The sequence below is a fragment of the Companilactobacillus sp. FL22-1 genome, from assembly GCF_043951805.1.
GTDB lineage: Bacteria > Bacillota > Bacilli > Lactobacillales > Lactobacillaceae > Companilactobacillus.
This window is the reverse complement of sequence record NZ_JBINJY010000010.1, coordinates 103,953-125,730: the sequence shown is the minus strand read 5'-3', so window position 1 is coordinate 125,730 and position 21,778 is coordinate 103,953. Positions and strand designations below refer to the sequence as shown.

Sequence of the window (21,778 nt, the reverse complement as noted above, 5' to 3'; positions counted from 1 at the left end):
TGCTTCATAACCCAATTTTTGACGGTCATCTGAACTCGATACTCTTACATATCCTACTTTGAATTCTTTAGTACTACTCTTACTATCATTGTTATTCTTTAACATAAAAAACACTCCTTCTATTCATTCATTTGCCTACTTTATAAGTAAACGAATATCACAAAGAGTGTCATTTCATTATCTTATATTCAACTATTCAATCATCAGCTGTCTTCTATAAACTTTTGCTTTGATTAGTTGTTTTTGTTTTAACTGATTTACTTTAATTAACTAAGTTCTTTAATAAATAATAACGTCATTTCAAATCGTAATGTTGAATTAATTATCAATTTCACAAAACTTTTTAAATAAAATAAAAACAACGTTCTTCAGCTTTCTTCAGAACGTTGTTTTTTACTAATATAATTATACCCAATTCAATTTTAAACAGCTTCTTCAGAAGATTTCAGCTTGTGAACTACCTTGTCAAATTTATAGTCATTAACAAATACTTCTTCTAAATTACTATCAATACTCGAATCATACTTGCTTTGCCTTAATAGCAACTTAGTATGAACATCACATAAATTTTGACTAACAACACTGTCTTCATTGATATAACTAGATACATTGTTACTATCGTTAAACTCAACTTCTTTTAAATAATAATTAACAAACTCACTGTCCACAACTATGTACAAAACTTTAAAATTAAACATATAAATAACCTCACCAAACTTAATTTATACGTTTAATTTACCATCTTAAATATCGTAACGAGTCAAACTATTATCAGAAAAAAGATAGAACTGACGACTTCACGCATCAGCTCTAACATTTTTCGTTTCAACTTTTTTTGAATTACTTGAATCAGTAGCGATTACTTTAGCATTATCATGAGATTCTTTCTTCATAACAGCGATTATCTCATCTGAAAGCTTAGTTAAATCGGTTAGTTTCATAGCAATTTTAGTATCTAAATCGTTCAACTTAGCATTATCTTTATTACTATCTTCAACAAATTTAATAGTAGTAAGAACATCTAAATGACGCTTAAACTCATTCATTTTAAGAAAGAATTTATCATCTACCGCGAACCACTTATTGCCAGCCTCAGTTTTGATAATACTAATACCCGCGATTTTGTCTTGCTTTACACGAGTTGAGATACCCTGTAAAAGTCCATAACGCCACTCATTTTTATCATTTTTAAGATACTTTTCAGCTACCTTATCCCTTTTTAGTTGCTCCCACAATTCATCAAAGGTAAGCCCATTTTCATTCACCTTTCGATTTAAAATCTTGGGTATACGTTCAATTAATACTGATGTTGCAGATGTCTTCATCTCTAACACACTCCTTATATTTATTGATTACTAATATTAGTGTGTTAGTTGTAACTCTGTGCTAGTTTGTCTTCAAGTCTTCATCTTTGTATAAAGCTAAATATCGATAAACCGTCTTCCTACTGATACCATAACTCAAAGCTAAATCAGTAACAGACTCAGCCTCTTTACGTTTAATTAACTGTTGAATTTGATAATCAGATAACTTTCTAGGTCTCCCTTCTTTAAAATTGGGATTATGTTCTCTTTGATATTTCTTACCCGCTTGAGTTCTATCAACTATCCGTTGCCGTTCCATTTCGGCAATCGCTGAGAATATTGTAAATATCATATTGCCTATTTCATCATTCTCAACCTTACCCACGTCGCCAAATATCATTACAACACCCTTTATTCGCATTTGTTTCATAATATTTAAGCTATCTGCTGTATTACGTGCTAATCTGTCCAATTTATAAATATAAACTTCATCATTTTCATTAACTTTACTAAGTAACTCAGTTAACTTAGCCCTATCATCTTTTGATTTACCTGACCGTTTCTCAGCTAAAATGTGGTCTTCATTTACGCCCATTGATTTTGCCCATTCAATTTGGACGATGGGGTCTTGTTCAAATGTACTTACACGACAATATGCCCATTTCATATAAATCACCTCATCTACTTTTGACACTATGTTTGTAAACATGCTAACTCTGCATTCTTACGTTGCAAGTCTTCATGTTACTTATCTTTTAAGTTTCTATACACATTAAATGTCATCCAAGCTAGTTATCTTCTTAACTCCACTGCCATCATCAGGTGGTGTAGTGTTATTTTGATACTTGCTTGCTGTTAAATACGTGTTATTAAAGTTCTTCTTAACATCACTAGTTTCAACATAATTAGTTCTAACTTTGTAATAACTGTTATTCATCTTATGTAGTAATGTATTGGTTGTTGGTTTCAAATCAGGTGCGCTAACAAAGAACAACCCCTGTCGAGACTCCTCATCATTCTTCATTGCATTAGCAAGTTCTTGAGTATTGTCAATGCTATTTGCAACATTACTTGGGGCATAACCAACGAACTTAGTACCCAATGCGTCAAACACTTTTCCCATAGCATTCTTGGCGAAATTTTGGGTTATTACTATTAGAGTAGCGCCCCTCGAAATATGCTCTTGGGCAATCTTAATACACAGTCTTTCTATCTCATTACTTAACTTAACCTTCTTACCCTCTAGCTCAATATACTGGGATTCAGCACTGCCCAACAAATTAGCATACTCATCCATAATTATTAGTATCTTTCCCATTGTGCTGTCTGAATGTTTAGCATTGTATTGCTTGATATTAGTAACTCCATTTTTGATAAATTGTTGTTTACGAGCAGTACAAATATCATCAACTTTTACTAGCATTTCGTATGCATCCATTGCGTTACCCGCAATGTACATACCCTGTTTCTGCCAACCCAAAGCCGAGTAATCCTCGTCTTTTACAGTTCCAATGAAGACATCTCTGTAAGACTTTTGACCATCTTCCTCATGCAAACTCAATAATGATGTAGTTAACATAGTATTTAAAGCTGATTTACCAGAACGAGATAGTCCTCCTACAAGAATCGCAGGAAAATCAATATGGGGTAACTGTAAAGATACATTACCAAAATCTCCCTCACCTAGATTAATTACTGATTCATCAGCATTTTTAACGATAGTATCAACAGACATCTTTTTACCAATATAGTTATTATTAAGCTGGAACACTAAATTGATAGACCCTTTATCCGCTAATTCTTCGGTAGAAACTGCAACCCGAACCTTTTTGCTAATTAAAGATAATGACTGTTTTACTTGTTTAATAGTAGTATCTTCATTCAAAATACATCTTACTACTAGCGCGTTTCCCGTTTCTTTAATACCAGATTTGTTTAAATTCCATAAGGACAAACCAAAATTATTACCTTTCTTATCAATAAACCTTACAATTTCCCTAGCTTTTTTAGATTTAACAAGATTATTTATCTTGTCATTATATTCTTCTTGTTGTCTTGCTATACGTTCAAACTGTTGATTTTCTTTATATTCTTTAATTGATTGCCAGTCATTACCTAAATCATTTTCAATTAAACGATTAACATACGCATCCTCGTTCTCATCAATTAAGTAAGTTATATCGATAAAAATATAGTTTGTGTCCGCAATTGGTAATAAATGATTACTCTTGCAATAGTCTTCATTTAAATAGCTAGAAACAAAATATCCATCGTAACTGCTAACAAAAGTCATTTTTAATGATATGAATTTGCCCTGTAAATTCATAAGCGCTGTCTTATCATCATGAAAACTAGCGCGTGTGTTCATTTCAATATCACTAATTGTTGCAAAGACACTATTTATTAAATAAAAGATAGTCATTTTATTATCAGTAGAATCATTGTTATCAAGGTAATTCACTAGTTCTTTGACCCATTGAATGTCAAAGAGTCTTAGGACAAACGGTAACAATAGTAGTTGAATCAACATTCCCATAAACTTAAATTTAAACCATAATATTAGCTCAATTATTAGTACCACTGCTAAAGTAATTACTAACCTCAGATTACTTATACTTCTGCCTTTTTGAAAGTTAACTAATCGTCTTTTCATACTAAAATAAATTATTGCAAAATCAGTAATAGCGTGATTAATTACTGATTTTAAAATATCTTCATAATCAAAATTCATTGTTGGTCACCCCTCTTATTGTCAGGGAACAACGATGGCAAATGCTGTTTTTTCAACAATTTGGACTTCTCATATTCAGCAATAATATCATCGTATAATTCAGTATCATCGTAAGATTTTAACTTGCTTAGAACAGTTTCAAACTGTTGTTTGTCCCCCTCATCAATGGCAAAAATTCCCTTTGTCGAAACAAGATAACTATTTAAATACTTAGCATTTTGACGTTGCTTTATAGTAATAACTAGAATGTTATTGTCCTTAATAATGTCCATTAGTTCGTTAAAGCAGTACTCCTTTTCGTTAGAATTGACAACAATAACTGGACAGTATCCTTTTAATAAAGCTTGATTAACCTTACCCTTTGTATCTTCTTGTCCCCAAAAAATAATTCTTATACGTAACAAATTCTTGGAAACACTGTCAAATTTATAGGCTAGATAAGTCGATACAGACATTTGTTTATCAATTTCTACTGATGTAGTTAACAAGTTCATTTGTCGCAAATACCACATGACATATCCGATGTTCATACCATCCAAAACCCTATCTATATCCAATTTAGTACCACTTTTAAAAAATATCCTTGGCGCCCTTCCTGCAGTTATCCCGCTTAGAAATTGGCTACTTATTAAGTTGCTACTAACCAATGCTTGAGTTTTATTATTAGCATTTACGGCCAATATATCCGTAACAGTCTTTACTGTGGCTCCACCTAGTTGGGATAACAGTTTAATTATTTCATCGTTGCTAATAGCACGATGTTGGTCATTACCATATTGATATTTCATCATGACCACCTCCATATTTAATGTTTCAGGGGGTGTCGTGCAATCAATTTCAGCGTTAATCAATGTTTTCAAGCAGACAAATTAAACTTTTCTAATTGATAGAAACAAATTGCTAACACGCTCTGAACATATATATAGCAACGTTTCAACAACTTATTCGTTTCACTAAATTAGGTTTTGATTCCTGAAATCAGTAAAAAAAGATAACAACTGCTGGTCATTACGAATTTTAATCGCTATTGTGTAGTCATGTTTATATAACACTGAGGAGAAGTTTTAAATGGCAAGTAAAAGAGCTATCAAGGGAATCAATATTTCCCTAAATAAGAGACAAAATAAAAAAAGCTGGTACGTAAGTTACTATTTCAAAGACGAGTTTGGCAATACCATGAAAAAAGCACGTACTAAAACCTTTGGAAAAAACACTAACACGACAACCATCGATGATGCCTTTATCAAAGCTTATGACTGGATAATTAAAACTCAAGAAAGTATTGACAAAGGCAAATCTCTAAATGGAAATATGACTTTAAATGACTACATAACAAACTATTGGGAAAAAAGTCGAGTTGATACTGCAACTTACATAAGATATTCAAGACAGCTTAGAAAAAAAGAATTCAATGAATTAAAGAAAATGCGTATTTCTGCAATCAATTTAAATATACTGAGAAAATTCTTTGACAGTCTAGCTAGTAAAAAACTTAAAAATGGTGAATATCCTTCTGAATCGATGTTAGATAATTATAAGAAACCTCTCTCGAATGTACTCAACAGTGCTGTTGAAGACCAAATTATTTCAGAAAATACATGTCGTTCGATAAAGACATATAAATTTATTAAAGACCCGAAGAAAAGTAGAAAAAATAGCATGAGAAAACCCTTTTCAAAAAAAGATTTACAAATAATACTAGAAAGTGCAGAAGAAAAAGACATACAACAATTCAATTTTATAAAAATTATGGCTTCAACGGGGCTTAGAACAGGAGAAATGGGAGCATTAGACATTAAATCCAGTTTCGATTTAGATAATAATAAGTTAATTGTCGATAAAGTTATTACCGAATCTAGAGAAAAAAGTGCTGTAATACGCCCCTATACAAAAACTGGCGTCAACAGGGTCGTTTGTATCAACGATGAAACAAAAAAGACGATAGAAAATCAAATTAAACTTAAAATGGAAGAACTCTCTAACCTAATGTCAGAAGATGAAATCAAGGATGCTGATAATCTCTTACTATTCAGCAGTCATTATCAATACCCCAATCGACCCCTTCAAGTAAAAAAATTAGGTGAAAAGTTCACTAAGTTAATAAAGGATTTAGATGTTCACCAATATAGTTTATATTCATTAAGACATTCTTACGCAACGTTACACCTTGATGCGGGCGGCAGCGCGGACGCTATTGCACAACAGATGGGACATAACATGATGACTTTTTACCAATATTATGTTGGCGATTTAGAGAGCTCTAAAAGAGAGGTTGGAAACACCAATATCCTAGATTTCTAATATCATTTTTGAAATGATATTATCATCCCCCCTATCATTGCCCATACAAGTTCCGCTCAAATAAAAAAAGAACGCTGTGATATCAACGATATCAAGCGTTCTTTTATTTTGTGCATTTTTAAAAATATGCACTAAGCGGAACTCTTTTGAGTCCACCCCATATTTAAAAGTTTCGGAATTATTACATAATACCTAGAACGTGTAGCAATACACCTACAACGAACAAGCCAAGAATCATAACGATTGGTGAAACTTTCTTCTTTAGTAACCACATGCAAAGCAATGTTAGAAGCAAAGCTGCTAATCCTGGAATCAATTGATCCAAGTTATCTTGCAATGTTGTTACTTTGTGAGCTGTCAATGAAAGACCAGCTTTTTGTTGAATCAAAGCTTCCTTAACGCCTTGTGCGCCTGCAGGAAGATGTGCCCAGTCAATGTAAGCACCTTTATCTAGCTTAACAGTTGAAACTGTAGGTGTGAATTTAACTGAAACCCAACGGTTAACCAATGAACCTAGAATAAACATACCTAGAATTGAAGCACCCTTAGTAATATCTTGCAAGATACCACCTGAAAGGTCATCTGTAATCTTAGAACCAGCTTGATAGCCAAGTTCTTGTGTGTACCACATGAAGGCCATACGAATAGCATTCCATGCTACGAAATAAATGATTGGTCCAAGAATATTACCAGTCATGGCAAGTGAAGCAGCCAAGGCACCAATAATAGGCTTAACAGTGAACCAGAACACAGGATCACCAATACCAGCCAAAGGACCCATCATACCAACTTTAACACCTTGGATAGTAACATCATCGATAGGTGCACCATTAGCACGTTCTTCTTCCAAAGCCATAGTAACACCAAGAATAGGTGAAGCTAGGTATGGGTGAGTATTGAAGAATTCCATGTGACGCTTCAAAGCATCGGCACGGTCTTCTTTTGTTTTATATAATTTTTTAAGGACTGGGATTAATGAATAAGCCCAACCACCATTTTGCATACGTTCGTAGTTCCATGAACCTTGTAGGAAGGTTGAACGCCACCAAACGGAAATTCTATCTTTTTTAGAAATCTTTACTTGATCTGCCATTTTTTGTGTTCTCCCCTCTTAGTAGTTATCTATGATATCGCCGACTGGATCACCAGTGTTAGAGTTTCCTCCACCACCGTTGCCACCGTTACCACCTGATTTTTCCAATTTCAAGTAGATAAGTGCGATAGAAATACCGATAGCACCAAGTCCAATAAGTGTTAATTGTGTAACTGTAGCTAACACAAAACCAATTGCGAAGAATGGCCATACTTCTCTAGTAGCCATCATGTTGATAACCATTGCATAACCAACGGCAACAACCATACCACCACCAACGGCAAGACCATCAGTTAACCAACTAGGCATAGCGTTAAGAATGTCTTTAACGGGACCAGCACCAATTGCTAGGATCAAAGCAGCAGGAATAGCGATACGTGCACCTTGCATAGCAATAGCGATATATTGCCACAATTCAATTTTCCTAAAACTACCTTCTTCGGCAGCTTTATCCATAATGTGAACAATACCAGTTGCCAATGTACGAGCCAAAATTGTTAGTAACAATCCGGCAACAGCCAAAGGAACGGCGATGGCAATAGCTGAAGTAACACCAGCTTTACCTTTACCACCAAGAACAAGAATGATAGCTGAAGCAACAGATGCCAAGGCAGCATCAGGTGCTACGGCAGCACCGATATTAGCCCAACCTAAGGCGATCATTTGTAATGAACCACCAAGGATAAGACATGGTAATAATTGACCTGTAACTAAGCCGATTAAAGTACAAGCAATAACTGGTTGATGGAAGTGGAATTCATCCAAGATACCTTCCATACCAGCTAAGAAAGATACTATAACGACTAAAATCATTTGAATAACATTCAATTGCATGATTATAATCCTCCGTTTAATTTCTCAAACATATATGTATTAAATTATTTTTCTTTATTAAGTTCGTCTTGAGCTTTCTTCATGATGGCATCAAGATTATCTTTTGCGTCTGTAGGAACTTTACGAACATCAAACTTGATGCCCTCTTTTTCCATAGCCTTATAAGTATCGATATCGTTTTGGTCAAAAGCTAAAACCTTATTAGGTTGAACTTTACCAACTGAGTGAGCCATTGAACCAACATTGATTGTCTTCAATGGAACGCCCCCATCAATTGCTCTCTTAGCATCTTGTGGTGTTTCGAAGAGCAATAGTGCACGTTGACCGCCAAAGTGTTTATCATCTTTAGCAATCTTGATCATTTGGTCGATAGGGATAACGTGAGCCTTAACACCTGATGGTGCGGCTTGCATGATCATTTGTTTACGCAAATCATCTTTAGCAACATTATCTGAAACAACAATGATACGTGTTGGGTTTGTAGTCTTAGTCCATGCAGTAGCAACTTGACCATGCAATAGACGTGTATCGATACGTGCCAAAACATATTCCATTGAACCAGGTTGACCACCTGTAGGTGCTTGTTTAGCTGCAGCCTTAGGAGCTTCCTTAGGTTGTAGTGATTCTGGACGAACCTTAACACCATCTTTTGCTGTTTCAATGATATGAGCAGCAATTTCTTGTGCTGAGTTCATTGAAAGACGTGAAGCATAAGCTTCAATCAACATTGGTAAGTTGAGACCAGCAACGATAGCCCACTTATCTTTATGTGCTTCGAACAAACCATTCACTTGGTTGAATGGTGTTCCACCCCATAAATCAACTAAGAACAATACTTGTTCTTGATCACTTAGAGAAGAAACAGCTTCTTCCAGTTTTGCCTTAAGATCATCAGGACCCATGCTAGGTTGCAATGTTACGGATTGAACATCTTTTTGTTCACCGAAAATCATTGACCCAGACATCTTGATACCATCAGCAAAGTCACCATGGCTTGCAATAACAATTCCAACCATGTTTAATCCTCCTTTATTTTTATGTCATTAAAGCGCTTACTTTGACCTCCCATTTCAGGTCATATTGACAATAAAAATAGAATAATTTCTAAATAAACCGCTTTAATAGAGCTCACCCTTCATGTGAACCCTTACATAATATCATTTTTTCAGAAAAAAAACAGCCTTTTTAACAAAAAGTGACAAAATAAAACAAAATTAAACTTTTAAAATAATTTTTCTGGTTTATATTTAACGATTTTGGTTCTTCTTGCAGCACTGTGAAATCAATATTTTTAAAAAATAGGTATTATTTAGTCAAAAAAAGTTGACAAATTTACAGTTAAAAAATTGCCATTTCGATAAATGAAAGTAATGACTATATTCTAACGTTTTCAATTACAGCGGGCTTAAATTGCTCTTATATCAGCATTTTCATCTAAATCAAAAAAGATTGAGAATTGAATCAAATGATTTTTCATTTGTTTTTTTTGAATAACAACTCGTTACAAACGATTCAACAATTTTTTTCGATAAAACTCATTTGTTAAAATAATAATATTTTACAGAAAGTGGTAGGTACCAGTTATATAGTCCATTTTTAGTAAAATATTTTTTTAGTAATTCCCTTAATCTTCAAAAAAAAATTTTTTTAATGAATACATATTAAATTAACCTACTGAAACCACAAAAATAGACGACCCTTAGTCGCCTACTTTTGTACTTGCTATTTTATTATACTGTTCTCCCCATTTTGCCATTGCCATGATGACTGGTTGTAAACTTTTACCAAATTCTGTCAACGTATAATCAGTCTTCAGCGGCTTAGTCTGGTAAGTAGTTTTCTTCACGATTCCATCTTGCTCTAACTCCCCTAATTGCAGAGCCAACATTCGTTGTGAGCAGGCCGAAATTTCACGATTTAACTGTCCAAAATGACAAGTTTCTTCTATATATAAGTGGTACAAGATCACACTCTTCCATTTACCAGCGATAAATTGCAATGTGCTTTCGACCGGACAGCCAGTTTGACAGTCATAAATGTGTCTTTGCATGTGAAAACCTACCTTTTATTAATAATACTAAATTACAATGACCACGATTCTTTTACAAATATTTCGACTACTGAATAATTTGTAACTACTCACAAATTATTCAGAATTGTTTCTAAACTAAATTAATCTAGAATTTTAGTTGAAAGGAAGTTAGTGATATGAAAGCAATCGGTTTTAAGGAACATTTGAAAATCACAGATCCAAACAGTTTGATCGAATTTGAAACACCTACTCCTACCGCCAAAGGACATGATCTTTTGGTTAAAGTTCAAGCTGTTTCCGTCAATCCGGTCGATGTCGGAGTTAGAAAATCTGGTCATGGGGTCTTGCAGCGGCCTAAAATTATTGGCTGGGATGCAGTGGGAACGGTCGTAGCTATCGGCGAAGAAGTGAGTCTCTTCCAACCTGACGACCAAGTCTTCTATGCCGGCTCATTCGTTCGTCCTGGTAGCGACAGTCAATACCAACTAGTTGATGAGCGCATTACTGGTCGGGCTCCAAAAAACATCTCACTTGCACAAGCTGCAGCTATGCCATTAACATCTTTAACTGCCTGGGAAGCCTTGTTTGAGCAACTAGCGATCGACTATCAAGCTGATAACCAAGGCAAGACTATTTTGATCATCAACGGTTCTGGTGGCGTCGGCTCAATTGCTACTCAACTTGCCCATTTGGCAGGTCTAAATGTTATTGCCAGTGCTTCCCGTCCTGAAACGATTCGTTGGGTGAAAGAACACGGCGCTGATCAAACTGTCAATCATCGTCGTGATTTAGTAAAAGAAGTCCATCAATTAGGATATAAATACGTTGATTATATTTTAGAATTGAACGATCTCGATGGACATTGGAGTGAAATGGCCGAATTGATCAAACCGGGTGGTCGTATCACCTCAATAACCGAAAATAAACGTCCCATTAATTTGAAAAGGTTGACCAAAAAAAGAGCTACTTTTGTCTGGGAATGGATGTATTCAAAATCTTATTATCAAACACCCGACATGATCACACAGCACCAGATATTGGACAAAGTTTCCGAATTACTAGATACAGGTATTATTAAGAGTACTTTGACGAAAGAATTGACGCCGATCAACGTTAAAAATCTCAAATTAGCCCATCAATTGGTCGAAACTAATCATATGATCGGCAAAATTGTTGTTCACAATTAACTGCTTTATATAAGTAGCATAAAAAAACTCATCAACTTTTTTTAATATAAGTTGATGAGTTTTTTCAGTTTTCTATTTATCTAATGGTGTCATTTCGATCAATTTACCAGTCAAACCAACTTGAACCCCAATAGCAATCTTGTCTTTACGACTAGGATCTACTAATTGAAATTTGTTTTGTTTAACGATCCGTTTGTTATCACTCTTGAAGTCAGCTGGAAGTTCTTCATTTGAGCCTTTGATCAACATAACGATGATTGAAAAGCCTGAATCATGAACTTTGATTGGTGCATAGTGCAAAGTTGAACTGTAAAATTCAACTACTGTACCAGCGGGAACAAAGAATGTTTGTCCATCTTCACTAGGACTGTATTCACCTTTTGTATCAAGTGTTGAACGTTGACCCAAGACCATGATCACATCAGTCAACATAATATTAGTTTCGCTACCTTGGTGATATTCGATGGCGGAGAAGTTTGTTGATTGACCAGTGCATTCACCAGCTTCAATTGGCAAGTTAGCGTAAATATCCCGGCCCATTTCTTGAATAACTGGAATTGCTTCTAATCCTTTGTTCGATGGTGTGTAGAAGTTTGCTGGACTAGAAATTTTAACATTCTTATCCATAAAGTCAGTTACTTCTTTAATATCGTAATTTGTATAAACTTTACCGTACTTTTTGAAATCTGGATCATCAATTGAGAGGATCTTGTATTCTGGATTTAATTTTTGAAATTCTGTTAATGAACTCATGCTGTTCCCCCATGTTTGCTTATGTTTATTTCAAACATAATCTAACATTTGAAAACGTTTTAGTCAATAGTGACATAAATGTTTGTAGCTTTTTTCACATTGAATCAAGTATAATGAACTTACATTAAATCTAAGGAGAAAAAACTATGAAAGTAATTATCGCGGGTGCGGGTGCTATGGGTAGCCGTTTTGGAATCATGCTCCACAAAGGCGGCAATGATGTAACACTTGTCGACGGTTGGCCTGATCACGTCAACGCCATTAAAGAACATGGTCTAAAAGCCAACTTCAACGGTGAGGACATCACGGTCAATATTCCCGTTATGCTTCAAGCTGACATTCAAGCAACCAAAAAAGCTGATTTAATTATTTTATTCACTAAGTCCATGCAGCTGGATAAAATGTTGCAAGATATCAAGCCACTAATTTCAGAAGATACGAAGATTCTTTGTCTATTGAACGGTATTGGACATGAAGATACGATCGAAAAGTACATCCCTATGAAAAATATCTTTATCGGAAACACTATGTGGACAGCTGGCTTGGTTGGTCCAGGACAAGTAAAATTATTCGGCAATGGTTCAGTTGAATTGCAAAATCTTGGTCAGGGTCAAGAAACTGCCGCTCAGAAATTGGCTGAGGTCCTTTCAGAGTCTGGTTTGAATGCCAAATATTCCGATAATATTCATTATTCAATCTATCGTAAGGCTTGCGTCAATGGCACGATGAATTGTCTTTGCACCCTACTCGATGTCAACATGGCTGAATTTGGAGCAACAAAACCAGCTCACGATATCGTAGTAACAGTCGTCAATGAATTTGCGGCCGTCGCCCAAGCTGAAGGGGTCAACTTAGATACCAAAGAAGTTGTTGAACATGTTGAATCTTGTTTTGATCCAGAGACGATCGGTAAACATTACCCATCAATGTATCAAGACTTGATCAACAACCACCGTTTGACGGAAATTGATTATATTAACGGTGCTGTTTCTAAAAAAGGTAAAAAATACCAATTGCCTACTCCATATTGTGACTTATTAACACAATTGATTCACTGTAAAGAAGATATTCTAGGCGCTAAATAGTTAACTAACAAGGGGATTTATTATGAATAACAAACTAACAGCAAAAGTATTTCTCAACAAAGTTCTATCTGGAACCGCTACTGGTATTATCATTGGATTGATTCCAAACGCTGTTTTAGCTGCTATCCTAAAAATTTTTGGCAATAATCCTTTTGCCGTAGCCATTGGACAAATGGCACTCATTTTTCAACTAGGAACACCACTTTTGATTGGAGCGTTGATTGCGCTGCAATTTGGTTTCAAACCAATGCCGATGATGGTAGTTGGTGGAGCTTCCTTCGTTGGTTCTGGTGTTATTAAATTTAACGAGAAAGCTCAAGCATATATTGGTGCCGGTACAGGCGATATTATCAATACGATGTTGACAGCCTCCATTGCCGTAGGGATGATCCTTTTGATCGGCGAGAAATTTGGTTCGGTCGCAATCGTTTTAACACCTATCGTTGTCGGTGTCGGGGCTGGATTAATTGGCTTTTATCTCTATCCATTCGTAACTGATATTACCAAGGCCATTGGTGATGGGATAAATTCTTTCACTAACTTGCAACCAATCTTCATGTGTATCTTGATCAGTTGTGCTTTTGCTACCTTGATCATTTCACCGATTTCAACCGTTGCTATCGGTATGGCAATTCAGTTAAACGGTATTTCTGCTGGTGCAGCTGCTATGGGTGTAGCTGCCACAACCATCGTTTTAGTAGTAAATTCTTGGCGAGTTAATAAACCAGGTGTCACAATTGCAATTGCTTTAGGTGCTATGAAAATGATGATGCCTAATCTCTTTAGAAAACCAATCATTTTAGTTCCTTGTCTCATCACTGCCGCAATTTCTGCCATTCCAGTCGCTCTATTCAATATTTCGGGAACTCCTGCCTCGGCTGGTTTTGGTTTAGTCGGACTCGTGGGTCCATTAGCTTCATTAGAAGCCGGTCTCAATGTAATTCTCTTATTGATCAGTTGGATTATCGTACCAGTCATTGTCGCAATTGTTTTGCAATTCTTACTGGAAAAAATCTTGCATCTGTACAATCGTAAAGATGTCTTTGAATTCTTAGGTTAGTGAACAGAAATTAACAACTTAATTTATTAGTCACTTGAGCATCCTGGCCTATTAAAAGCTGGGTTGCTTTTTTGTTGCCAAATTCTTCTAACATTTCAGACAAAAAAATCCAAGTAGAAAAGTTGAATTCTACTTGGAATTAATCAAAAATTTATTTTTTTAATGGATCATGAAGGGTGTAACAACTATTTTGTAGTGACTTTTAGTACCGCAACATTATCATCACGATTTTGGTCATTGAAAGTAAATTTCATATAAGCAACTGCTGGCATGTTGGTGACGATCACCATCATGTCAGTGGCTTTTTTAGCTTGCTTAATTTTATCTAAATCAACCTGGGCTAATTGGTCACCATGTTTAACCACTTGACCTTCTTGAACTTTGATTTCAAAAGGTTCACCTTTTAATTGAACTGTATCAATTCCCATATGAACTAAGACTTCCAAACCAGCGGCCGTCTTAATACCTAAGGTATGTTTAGTTGGAAAAATGGTTGTGATAGTTCCGTCAACAGGAGCAGTGATTTTACCATCTGTTGGAATCACTGCATAGCCATCACCCAACATCTTTTGTGCAAAAGTTGGATCGCTTACTTGTTCAATGTCTTCAACTTGACCGTTGGCAACACTGTAAAAGATTTCTGTTTCTCCCGACTTGACGTCAGATTCAGGAGCGGCTTGAGGTTTTGCTTTGGACTCAGTTGTCTTTGCTTGGTCAACTTGAGCATTTTCAGCAAAAAGTTTACTCAAAGCATCCGCTACGAATTGAACTTCCGTTCCAACGACAATTTGAATATTAACTTTATCTAAAACATTTACTCCGGCAACACCTGCACTCATAATCTGAGCCTTGTTGGCTTTAGTCGTATCCTTTAATTGTAAACGCAAACGAGTCGTACAATTGTCGATAACACTAATATTATCATGACCACCGATACCGGCATAAATCTTCTTAGCCATGATCATGTATTTATCATCAGCTGAAGAAGTTGAAACTTCTGCTACTACAGAATTATCTTCGGTCACTGGCTCACGACCGGGAGTCATCAGATTGAATTTCCGAATTGCAAAGTCAAAACCAAAGTAATAAATAACTGCCATGACTAAACCTTGCACTAACAACATGTAAGGTTTATTTGCAATCGGCATATGGAAACTTAAAATATAATCGACTAATCCGGCACTGAAAGTAAACCCAGCCGTCCAGTGCATAAAAGCAGCAAAAGCCATTGATAAACCAGTAAAGACCGCATGAATTACGTACAATGGCCAAGCAACAAACATAAATGAAAATTCTAAGGGTTCGGTAACACCAGTAAAGAATGAAGCGAAGGCTCCAGCCAACATCAAACCAGCCGTAGTTTTCTTATGTTCTGGCAAGGCATTTTTATAGATGGCTAAGGCACCAGCAGGCAAACCAAACATCATTACCGGGAAATATCCAGCTAGATACATTCCGGTTACACCTCTGGTTCCTTTGTTGGCCCAGAAATTACCAATATCATTGATACCCGCAATATTAAACTCGAATACTTGGTTCAACGCTTGATGCAATCCTGTTGGAATCAACAAACGGTTGAAGAAACCAAATAATCCGGCACCGATCCAGCCAAGGTTGACAATAAATTTACCAAAGGAGATCAATGCTCCATATAATACAGGCCAGACGAATAATAAAATTACTGAAATAATCAACATTACCAAAGTAGCCAAGATAGGTACCAGGCGTTTGCCACTGAAAAAGGACAAGGCCATTGGCAACTTTGTCTCATGAAAGCGATCAAATAAAGCTGCCGCAATCAAACCAGCAATAATACCAATAAAAACATTTCCAGCGATAGCATTAAAAGCTGAATCAACTTGACTAACTTTAATTCCCTTCAAGAGGGCTACTTGTTGCGGTGCTAAAACATAAATTGGCACGATATAAGCAACGACCCCCGCCATCGCTGCTGCACCATCTTTGACTTTCGCCATTCCAATTGATAAACCAACCGCGAATAACAAAGCCAACTGACTAAGAATGGCGGTACCACCAACTTGTAAGAACTGTGCAATTGACCAGTTTTGTGGTAGCCAGTGGCCAATACCTTCTAATAGCGCTGCCGCTGGTAAAACTGCGACTGGCAATTGAAGCGATCGGCCCATTCTTTGAAGATAGGTTTTCATTTTCCTATTTTCCTCCCTTAATTAGAACTTTTTTCTAACGAATCCAATCATACTGGTATACTTCGTAGATAACAATAGTTTTTAATGAATTCATGTGTCATGTAAGATAGTTAAACGTTTTCAAAAAGTTATTGGCCTATCCCATTTTCTGATTGGTATATTCCGAAGTAAAAGTATCATTATAAAAATCTAATTGTTTCTTTAATATTGACATAATGTATAAGAGCTGTTATCTTTATAGCTACACATACTTGAGGGAGTGAAAAGTAACTGAAAACGAATCTTATATATTTCTTGCATCGACTTCGAAGCTGAGTTTGGCACATTACTTTTTAGCAATGCGCTTTTTTTTAACCTAAAAAACAAACGAGGAGATGTCAATTGAAACCAAAACCCTATCAATTAGGATTTAACAATTTAAAAGAAAGATATAACACAAACGAATTTAAAGATGGATTAACAACTTCTGAAGCTCAAAAACGCTTGGAAGAAAATGGTCCAAATAAATTAGAAGCTCAAAAAACGCCAAAGTGGAAGATTTTCTTCCGTCAATTCAACAATATGGTGATCTATGTCTTAATTGCGGCAACGATCATTACCTTGTTAATGCACCACTATTCCGACTCGATCATTATTTTCTTGGTAGTTATCATCAACGCGATTATTGGCTATTATCAAGAATCTAACGCATCTGACGCTCTGGACAAAATTAAACAAATGCTGTCGATTGAGGCAACCGTTTATCGTGACGGACAAAGAAAAGATGTTCCCGCTGAAGAATTAGTTGTTGGCGATACAGTCTTTTTGGAAGCCGGCGACAATGTCCCAGCTGATTTAAGAATCATTGATTCCGACAACTTACGTATTCAAGAATCGGCTTTAACAGGTGAATCGGACTCCGTTGTCAAAATTTCTGAAGCTCTGTCCCAAGAAGTACCGTTAGCAGAACAAAGAAATATGGCCTTTGCCTCAACTGCCGTAACTAATGGTAGTGGTAGTGGAATCGTCATCGCTACTGCTAAAGATACTGAAATTGGTAAGATCTCTAGTGATGTTAGTGCCGTTAAACAACGAAAAACACCGTTGATGCAAATCATCGACCGTTTAGGAACGAATGTTTCGTACTTTATCGTAGCGGCCTCAGTGGTAATTTTTATCATTGGATTGATCTTTGATACATATTCTCTACCTGTATTATCCTTGGCAGTCGTGGCCATGATGGTTGGTGCGATTCCCGAAGGAATGCCAGCGACAACCTCAGTTATTTTAGCTAAAGGTGTCAGTGACATGGCTAAGCGTCAAAATACTATCGTCAAAACACTTCCAGCTGTCGAAACGCTTGGATCAGTGGACGTGGTGGCAACCGATAAGACTGGTACCTTAACGAAAAATGAAATGACAGTTACCGATATTCTTGTTGACGACCAAATTTATCAAGTTACAGGAACAGGTTATCAGCCTAATGGTAAAATCATTCAAAATAACCAGCCCGCAACAATCAATGACCGTTTGAAACTATTCTTAGAAGCTGGCTACCAAGCCAATGATACAACTTTACTGCATGAAAATGATCAATGGCTCATCAACGGTGAACCAACTGATGGTGCCTTCTTGACCCTATATCACAAAGTCTTCCCTTACGAACAAGAGAATCCTTACCAAGAAATCGATATTTTGCCATTCGATTCGGATTATCGTTACATCGGGAAAATAGTTCAAGATAAAAACCAACAGCGATTCCTCTTTGTAAAAGGTTCACCGGATAAGTTGTTAGAGATGGCTCAAAAACAAGATAGTTCATTTAACTACGATTACTGGTTAGATAAAGTTCAACAGTTCTCAGCCGAAGGTAAACGAGTTATTGCCGTAGGTTATGAACCAGCTCCTAAAGATGCCAATGAAGTTACTCACGAAATGATCCTCGATGGATTAAACTTCTTAGGTATCGCTGCTATCATCGACCCACCACGTGAAGAAGTGATTGAATCACTGAAAGTTATGCGTGGCGCTGGGGTGCAAGTAAAAATGATCACTGGTGATAATGCCATAACTGCAAAATCAATTGGTGAAAAATTAGGACTTGCTGATGAGATCCATGCAATCACTGGTCCACAATGGGATGCTCTTTCAGATGAAGAACGTATCCAAGCTGCTGACAACAACCAAGTCTTTGCTCGGACAACACCTAGCAACAAGTTAGAAATCATCGAAGCTTTGCAAAAGAATAACAAGGTCACTGCTATGACAGGTGATGGCGTCAATGATGCTCCCGCCTTAAAACGAGCTGACATCGGTGTGGCCATGGGTATCAAAGGTACCGACGTGGCCAAAGACTCTGCAGATATGATTTTGACAGATGACAACTTTGCTACAATGTCTTCTGCCATTAAAGAAGGTCGAAGAATCTTTGACAATATTAAGAAAAGTATTCTCTATCTTCTACCAATTTCTTTCTCTGAAGGTCTGATCGTTGCTTATGCGATATTGACCAAACAAGAAATTCCTCTCCAACCGACCCAATTATTGTGGATCAATATGGTTTCAGCCATCACAATTCAATTTGCCTTAATTTTTGAACCGGCTGAAGCTGGAATCATGAAACGAAAGCCACGTAAAACTGGTAGTAAATTGATGAATCGTCATGACGTTTTCCAGATGACTTACGTAGCGCTTTTGATCGCTGCCGTCAGTTTAATAATTGATATTTATTTAAATAATCAAGGCGTCAGCGAAATCATTTCTAGTACGACAATGGTTAACACTTTGATCATTGGTAAGATCTTCTACCTATTCAATATCAGAACTCCTAAACTAGCTTTATCCAAAGAACTATTCTCCAATTCGAAAGTCTTTGTCTTCGTTGGTTTGATGCTGATCTTGCAGTTGATTTTAACTTATGTACCATTTATGCAAGAGATCTTCTCCACTGGAGCAATCGGTTTAACTGAATGGGCTATGGCTATTGCTGCCGGAGCAATTGTATTGATTATTACTGAGATCGATAAATTGATTCGTCTAAAAATGGCTCGATAATAAAAAAAGAGGCGGTACTAACTGAAGATTTTCAGTTGGTACCGCCTCTTGTGTTTTCATGATATTAAATAACTTAGTTTAAGAACACATCTAAAACTAATGGATTCAGCCTCCAGACACCAAAGGATAATCATTATCTAATACATATCCAAACCCCCGAACTGTTTTAATACAATCTTGAAATTTTGAACGTTCAGCTAACTTATCCCGCAGATGACTAATATGAATATCGACCGTACGACTAGACCCTGCCGAATCATATCCCCAGACGCCTTCTAATAATTGATCACGACTCATGACCTTGCCCCGATGTTGAACTAAATACCAGAATAAACTAAATTCTTTGGGCGTTAGACCCAGATCATAACCATTATGTGTCACTCGATAGTGCTTGAAATCAATCACGATATCGTTGAACTTAACGGTATCTCGCTTGAGTTCTCGCTGAGTTGCCGTCGATGAATCCTGATTGATTGAAAATTTATCATAAACCCAGAATAACTGTTTGACTTTCGCAACTATTTCGGGATATTCAAATGGCTTTGTGATGAAACTGTCGATATTGATGTTATAAAACAATGAGCGGCGCTTCTTTTCTTTGGCAGGTGCTAAAACAATGATCGGACCAGAAATTTTACTGCGGACTGACTTCAAAATTTTCAAGGATTGTTTTAAATCAGCAATCGAAAAATCCCATAATAAGCCAGCGATATTTTCTTTTTCAACTAATTTTTCAACTTCTCTTGGATCGGTAATATTACGAATAAACCAGCCTTGGTTATTGAAGTAATCATTGATCTCAATAAAGAGTGATAGTTTATTGCTAAGCAATACAAGTGGTTGCATGTTCCCTACTTCCTTCCTGGCATTTAATATTGCAGGGCTGAACTTATACAATATTAAAATTCAAGCTGTCTTTAATTTACAGATTCTTGAAATAAACACTAACCACAGCCACATCACAATTTGATTATAACAATGTAAATATAGTTGGTCATTTACATTGCCCAAATTAACTATTGTCTTTCAATATACCGTGATACAAATGTTTTTATAATACATGTTCCCCTGCTTTCTTACATTTGCAAGTTTACATATTGTATGTATATTTTATTCACACTTTACAATAACTTTACATTAAATAAACATTTTTTATACACACTCCACTTATTATTAAAGTGTTCGATAGAATAGATAAAAAAATTTATCAACAACAATTTGAATAGGGGTCTTAAATATGAAAAAGAAAACTATTATTTCATTAATTTTAGGTGTAGCCGCCTTAATGCTGGTCTTAACCGGCTGTGGTAATAATAGCAAGAGTAGCTCTTCATCATCAAAGGACACAAGTAGTGCAGTTTCTGGTAAAATCACTGCCGTTGGTTCAACTGCTTTACAACCTTTAGTTGAAAAAGCTGCTTCTAATTTCCAAAAGAACAACAGTAAGGTCAATATCACAATTCAAGGTGGTGGCTCTGGTACAGGTTTGAGCCAAGTTCAAGACAAGTCAGTAACAATTGGTAATTCCGATATTTTTGCTGAAGAAAAGCAAGGTATTGATTCAAAGAAATTAGTTGATCATAAGGTTGCCGTTGTTGGTATGGCTCCTGTAGTTAATAAAGACGCCAACGTTAAGAACCTAACAATGGACCAAGTAAAACAAATCTTTACAGGTAAAATCACTAACTGGAAAGAAGTTGGTGGTAAGGATGAAACAATCACAGTTATCAACCGTGCCAAAGGTAGTGGTACACGTGCAACTTTTGAAGCTGCTGTATTAAAAGGTGATCAAGCAGTTAAGTCACAAGAACAAGATTCAAATGGTACAGTTCAAAAGATTGTTCAAAGTACTCCTGGTGCCGTAAGTTATCTAGCATTCTCATACATTACTGATAAGATTCAAGCAATTTCTATCGACAAAGTAAAACCAACTGACGATAACGTTGAATCAAACAAATGGAAGATTTGGTCATATGAACATATGTATACAAATGGTAAGCCTGATGCTGCAACTTCAAAATTCCTTGACTATATGAACTCAAAAGATGTTCAAGATTCATTAGTTAAAGACATGGGCTACATCAGCATCCACAATATGAAAGTTCAAAAAGATTCAAAAGGAACAGTTAGTTCAAAATAAATAATTGCGAAAAGAACTTCGACCTTGCCTGATCTTGGTTAAGGTTCTTTTTTTATA

Annotated in this window: 18 protein-coding genes; 6 read left to right on the top strand and 12 right to left on the bottom strand. The window is 36.0% G+C overall.

Annotated features, from left to right (window positions below; genetic code table 11):
* Window positions 1-422 precede the first annotated feature (422 nt).
* The 5 genes from ACG72T_RS09770 to ACG72T_RS09750 form a co-directional block, all read right to left on the bottom strand.
* Window positions 423-698, bottom strand: coding sequence for a hypothetical protein (locus tag ACG72T_RS09770; protein WP_395266019.1), 276 nt, complete (start codon window positions 696-698; stop codon window positions 423-425).
* Between the two features lie 99 nt (window positions 699-797).
* A complete protein-coding gene (locus ACG72T_RS09765; RefSeq protein WP_395266018.1) occupies window positions 798-1,325 on the bottom strand; it encodes a hypothetical protein in 528 nt (175 codons plus the stop codon).
* Between the two features lie 61 nt (window positions 1,326-1,386).
* On the bottom strand, window positions 1,387-1,998 hold the full coding sequence (locus ACG72T_RS09760; protein WP_395266017.1) for a recombinase family protein: 612 nt from the start codon (window positions 1,996-1,998) through the stop codon (window positions 1,387-1,389).
* Between the two features lie 78 nt (window positions 1,999-2,076).
* Window positions 2,077-4,035, bottom strand: a complete 1,959-nt coding sequence (locus tag ACG72T_RS09755; RefSeq protein ID WP_395266016.1) for a hypothetical protein — start codon at window positions 4,033-4,035, stop codon at window positions 2,077-2,079.
* On the bottom strand, window positions 4,032-4,826 hold the full coding sequence (locus ACG72T_RS09750; RefSeq protein WP_395266015.1) for a hypothetical protein: 795 nt from the start codon (window positions 4,824-4,826) through the stop codon (window positions 4,032-4,034). Before ACG72T_RS09750 ends, ACG72T_RS09755 begins: the two co-directional genes overlap by 4 nt.
* A gap of 277 nt (window positions 4,827-5,103) precedes the next feature.
* Between ACG72T_RS09750 and ACG72T_RS09745 the strand changes: the two genes are divergently transcribed.
* Entirely contained in the window at window positions 5,104-6,336 is a 1,233-nt protein-coding gene (locus ACG72T_RS09745) for a tyrosine-type recombinase/integrase (protein WP_395266013.1), read from the top strand.
* 181 nt (window positions 6,337-6,517) lie between these two features.
* Here ACG72T_RS09745 and ACG72T_RS09740 read toward each other — a convergent pair whose 3' ends face one another.
* The 4 genes from ACG72T_RS09740 to ACG72T_RS09725 all read right to left on the bottom strand — a co-directional run bounded on the left by ACG72T_RS09740 (window position 6,518) and on the right by ACG72T_RS09725 (window position 10,313).
* Window positions 6,518-7,429, bottom strand: coding sequence for a PTS system mannose/fructose/sorbose family transporter subunit IID (locus tag ACG72T_RS09740; protein ID WP_395266012.1), 912 nt, complete (start codon window positions 7,427-7,429; stop codon window positions 6,518-6,520).
* Window positions 7,430-7,447: 18 nt separating this feature from the next.
* Window positions 7,448-8,263 (bottom strand): PTS mannose/fructose/sorbose transporter subunit IIC, encoded by an 816-nt coding sequence (locus ACG72T_RS09735; protein ID WP_395266011.1) that lies wholly within the window; start codon window positions 8,261-8,263, stop codon window positions 7,448-7,450.
* 44 nt (window positions 8,264-8,307) lie between these two features.
* A complete protein-coding gene (locus ACG72T_RS09730; RefSeq protein ID WP_395266010.1) occupies window positions 8,308-9,279 on the bottom strand; it encodes a PTS sugar transporter subunit IIB in 972 nt (323 codons plus the stop codon).
* A 683-nt stretch (window positions 9,280-9,962) separates the two neighbouring features.
* On the bottom strand, window positions 9,963-10,313 hold the full coding sequence (locus ACG72T_RS09725; protein WP_395266009.1) for a winged helix-turn-helix transcriptional regulator: 351 nt from the start codon (window positions 10,311-10,313) through the stop codon (window positions 9,963-9,965).
* Window positions 10,314-10,471: 158 nt separating this feature from the next.
* On the opposite strand from ACG72T_RS09725, the gene ACG72T_RS09720 reads away from it, so the two are divergent.
* Window positions 10,472-11,482, top strand: a complete 1,011-nt coding sequence (locus ACG72T_RS09720) for a zinc-binding alcohol dehydrogenase family protein (RefSeq protein WP_395266008.1) — start codon at window positions 10,472-10,474, stop codon at window positions 11,480-11,482.
* Between the two features lie 72 nt (window positions 11,483-11,554).
* Here the strand turns inward: ACG72T_RS09720 and ACG72T_RS09715 are convergent, their stop codons facing one another.
* Entirely contained in the window at window positions 11,555-12,235 is a 681-nt protein-coding gene (locus tag ACG72T_RS09715) for a DUF4867 family protein (RefSeq protein WP_395266007.1), read from the bottom strand.
* 146 nt (window positions 12,236-12,381) lie between these two features.
* On the opposite strand from ACG72T_RS09715, the gene ACG72T_RS09710 reads away from it, so the two are divergent.
* Together ACG72T_RS09710 and ACG72T_RS09705 are read left to right on the top strand one after the other, a co-directional pair.
* On the top strand, window positions 12,382-13,320 hold the full coding sequence (locus ACG72T_RS09710; RefSeq protein WP_395266006.1) for a 2-dehydropantoate 2-reductase: 939 nt from the start codon (window positions 12,382-12,384) through the stop codon (window positions 13,318-13,320).
* A gap of 22 nt (window positions 13,321-13,342) precedes the next feature.
* Window positions 13,343-14,380: a PTS sugar transporter subunit IIC gene (locus ACG72T_RS09705; RefSeq protein ID WP_395266005.1), complete on the top strand. Its 1,038-nt coding sequence runs from the start codon at window positions 13,343-13,345 to the stop codon at window positions 14,378-14,380.
* 185 nt (window positions 14,381-14,565) lie between these two features.
* Here the strand turns inward: ACG72T_RS09705 and nagE are convergent, their stop codons facing one another.
* The gene (gene nagE, locus ACG72T_RS09700) at window positions 14,566-16,548 is read right to left on the bottom strand and encodes an N-acetylglucosamine-specific PTS transporter subunit IIBC (protein ID WP_395266004.1); all 1,983 of its coding nucleotides are present in this window, start codon (window positions 16,546-16,548) and stop codon (window positions 14,566-14,568) included.
* Window positions 16,549-16,929: 381 nt separating this feature from the next.
* On the opposite strand from nagE, the gene ACG72T_RS09695 reads away from it, so the two are divergent.
* Entirely contained in the window at window positions 16,930-19,581 is a 2,652-nt protein-coding gene (locus ACG72T_RS09695) for an HAD-IC family P-type ATPase (RefSeq protein ID WP_395266003.1), read from the top strand.
* A gap of 105 nt (window positions 19,582-19,686) precedes the next feature.
* On the opposite strand, the gene ACG72T_RS09690 is transcribed toward ACG72T_RS09695, so the two are convergent.
* Window positions 19,687-20,427, bottom strand: coding sequence for a winged helix-turn-helix domain-containing protein (locus ACG72T_RS09690; protein WP_395266002.1), 741 nt, complete (start codon window positions 20,425-20,427; stop codon window positions 19,687-19,689).
* A 391-nt stretch (window positions 20,428-20,818) separates the two neighbouring features.
* On the opposite strand from ACG72T_RS09690, the gene ACG72T_RS09685 reads away from it, so the two are divergent.
* The gene (locus tag ACG72T_RS09685) at window positions 20,819-21,721 is read left to right on the top strand and encodes a phosphate ABC transporter substrate-binding protein PstS family protein (protein WP_395266001.1); all 903 of its coding nucleotides are present in this window, start codon (window positions 20,819-20,821) and stop codon (window positions 21,719-21,721) included.
* The last annotated feature ends 57 nt before the right edge of the window (window positions 21,722-21,778 follow it).

Excerpts from the sequence above, each read along its gene's own strand:
- ACG72T_RS09770 (WP_395266019.1), bottom strand. The coding sequence starts at position 698 with ATGTTTAATTTTAAAGTTTTGTACATAGTTGTGGACAGTGAGTTTGTT.
- ACG72T_RS09765 (WP_395266018.1), bottom strand. The coding sequence starts at position 1,325 with ATGAAGACATCTGCAACATCAGTATTAATTGAACGTATACCCAAGATT.
- ACG72T_RS09755 (WP_395266016.1), bottom strand. The coding sequence starts at position 4,035 with ATGAATTTTGATTATGAAGATATTTTAAAATCAGTAATTAATCACGCT.
- ACG72T_RS09750 (WP_395266015.1), bottom strand. The coding sequence starts at position 4,826 with ATGATGAAATATCAATATGGTAATGACCAACATCGTGCTATTAGCAAC.
- ACG72T_RS09745 (WP_395266013.1), top strand. The coding sequence starts at position 5,104 with ATGGCAAGTAAAAGAGCTATCAAGGGAATCAATATTTCCCTAAATAAG.
- ACG72T_RS09740 (WP_395266012.1), bottom strand. The coding sequence starts at position 7,429 with ATGGCAGATCAAGTAAAGATTTCTAAAAAAGATAGAATTTCCGTTTGG.
- ACG72T_RS09735 (WP_395266011.1), bottom strand. The coding sequence starts at position 8,263 with ATGCAATTGAATGTTATTCAAATGATTTTAGTCGTTATAGTATCTTTC.
- ACG72T_RS09730 (WP_395266010.1), bottom strand. The coding sequence starts at position 9,279 with ATGGTTGGAATTGTTATTGCAAGCCATGGTGACTTTGCTGATGGTATC.
- ACG72T_RS09725 (WP_395266009.1), bottom strand. The coding sequence starts at position 10,313 with ATGCAAAGACACATTTATGACTGTCAAACTGGCTGTCCGGTCGAAAGC.
- ACG72T_RS09720 (WP_395266008.1), top strand. The coding sequence starts at position 10,472 with ATGAAAGCAATCGGTTTTAAGGAACATTTGAAAATCACAGATCCAAAC.
- ACG72T_RS09715 (WP_395266007.1), bottom strand. The coding sequence starts at position 12,235 with ATGAGTTCATTAACAGAATTTCAAAAATTAAATCCAGAATACAAGATC.
- ACG72T_RS09710 (WP_395266006.1), top strand. The coding sequence starts at position 12,382 with ATGAAAGTAATTATCGCGGGTGCGGGTGCTATGGGTAGCCGTTTTGGA.
- ACG72T_RS09705 (WP_395266005.1), top strand. The coding sequence starts at position 13,343 with ATGAATAACAAACTAACAGCAAAAGTATTTCTCAACAAAGTTCTATCT.
- nagE (WP_395266004.1), bottom strand. The coding sequence starts at position 16,548 with ATGAAAACCTATCTTCAAAGAATGGGCCGATCGCTTCAATTGCCAGTC.
- ACG72T_RS09690 (WP_395266002.1), bottom strand. The coding sequence starts at position 20,427 with ATGCAACCACTTGTATTGCTTAGCAATAAACTATCACTCTTTATTGAG.
- ACG72T_RS09685 (WP_395266001.1), top strand. The coding sequence starts at position 20,819 with ATGAAAAAGAAAACTATTATTTCATTAATTTTAGGTGTAGCCGCCTTA.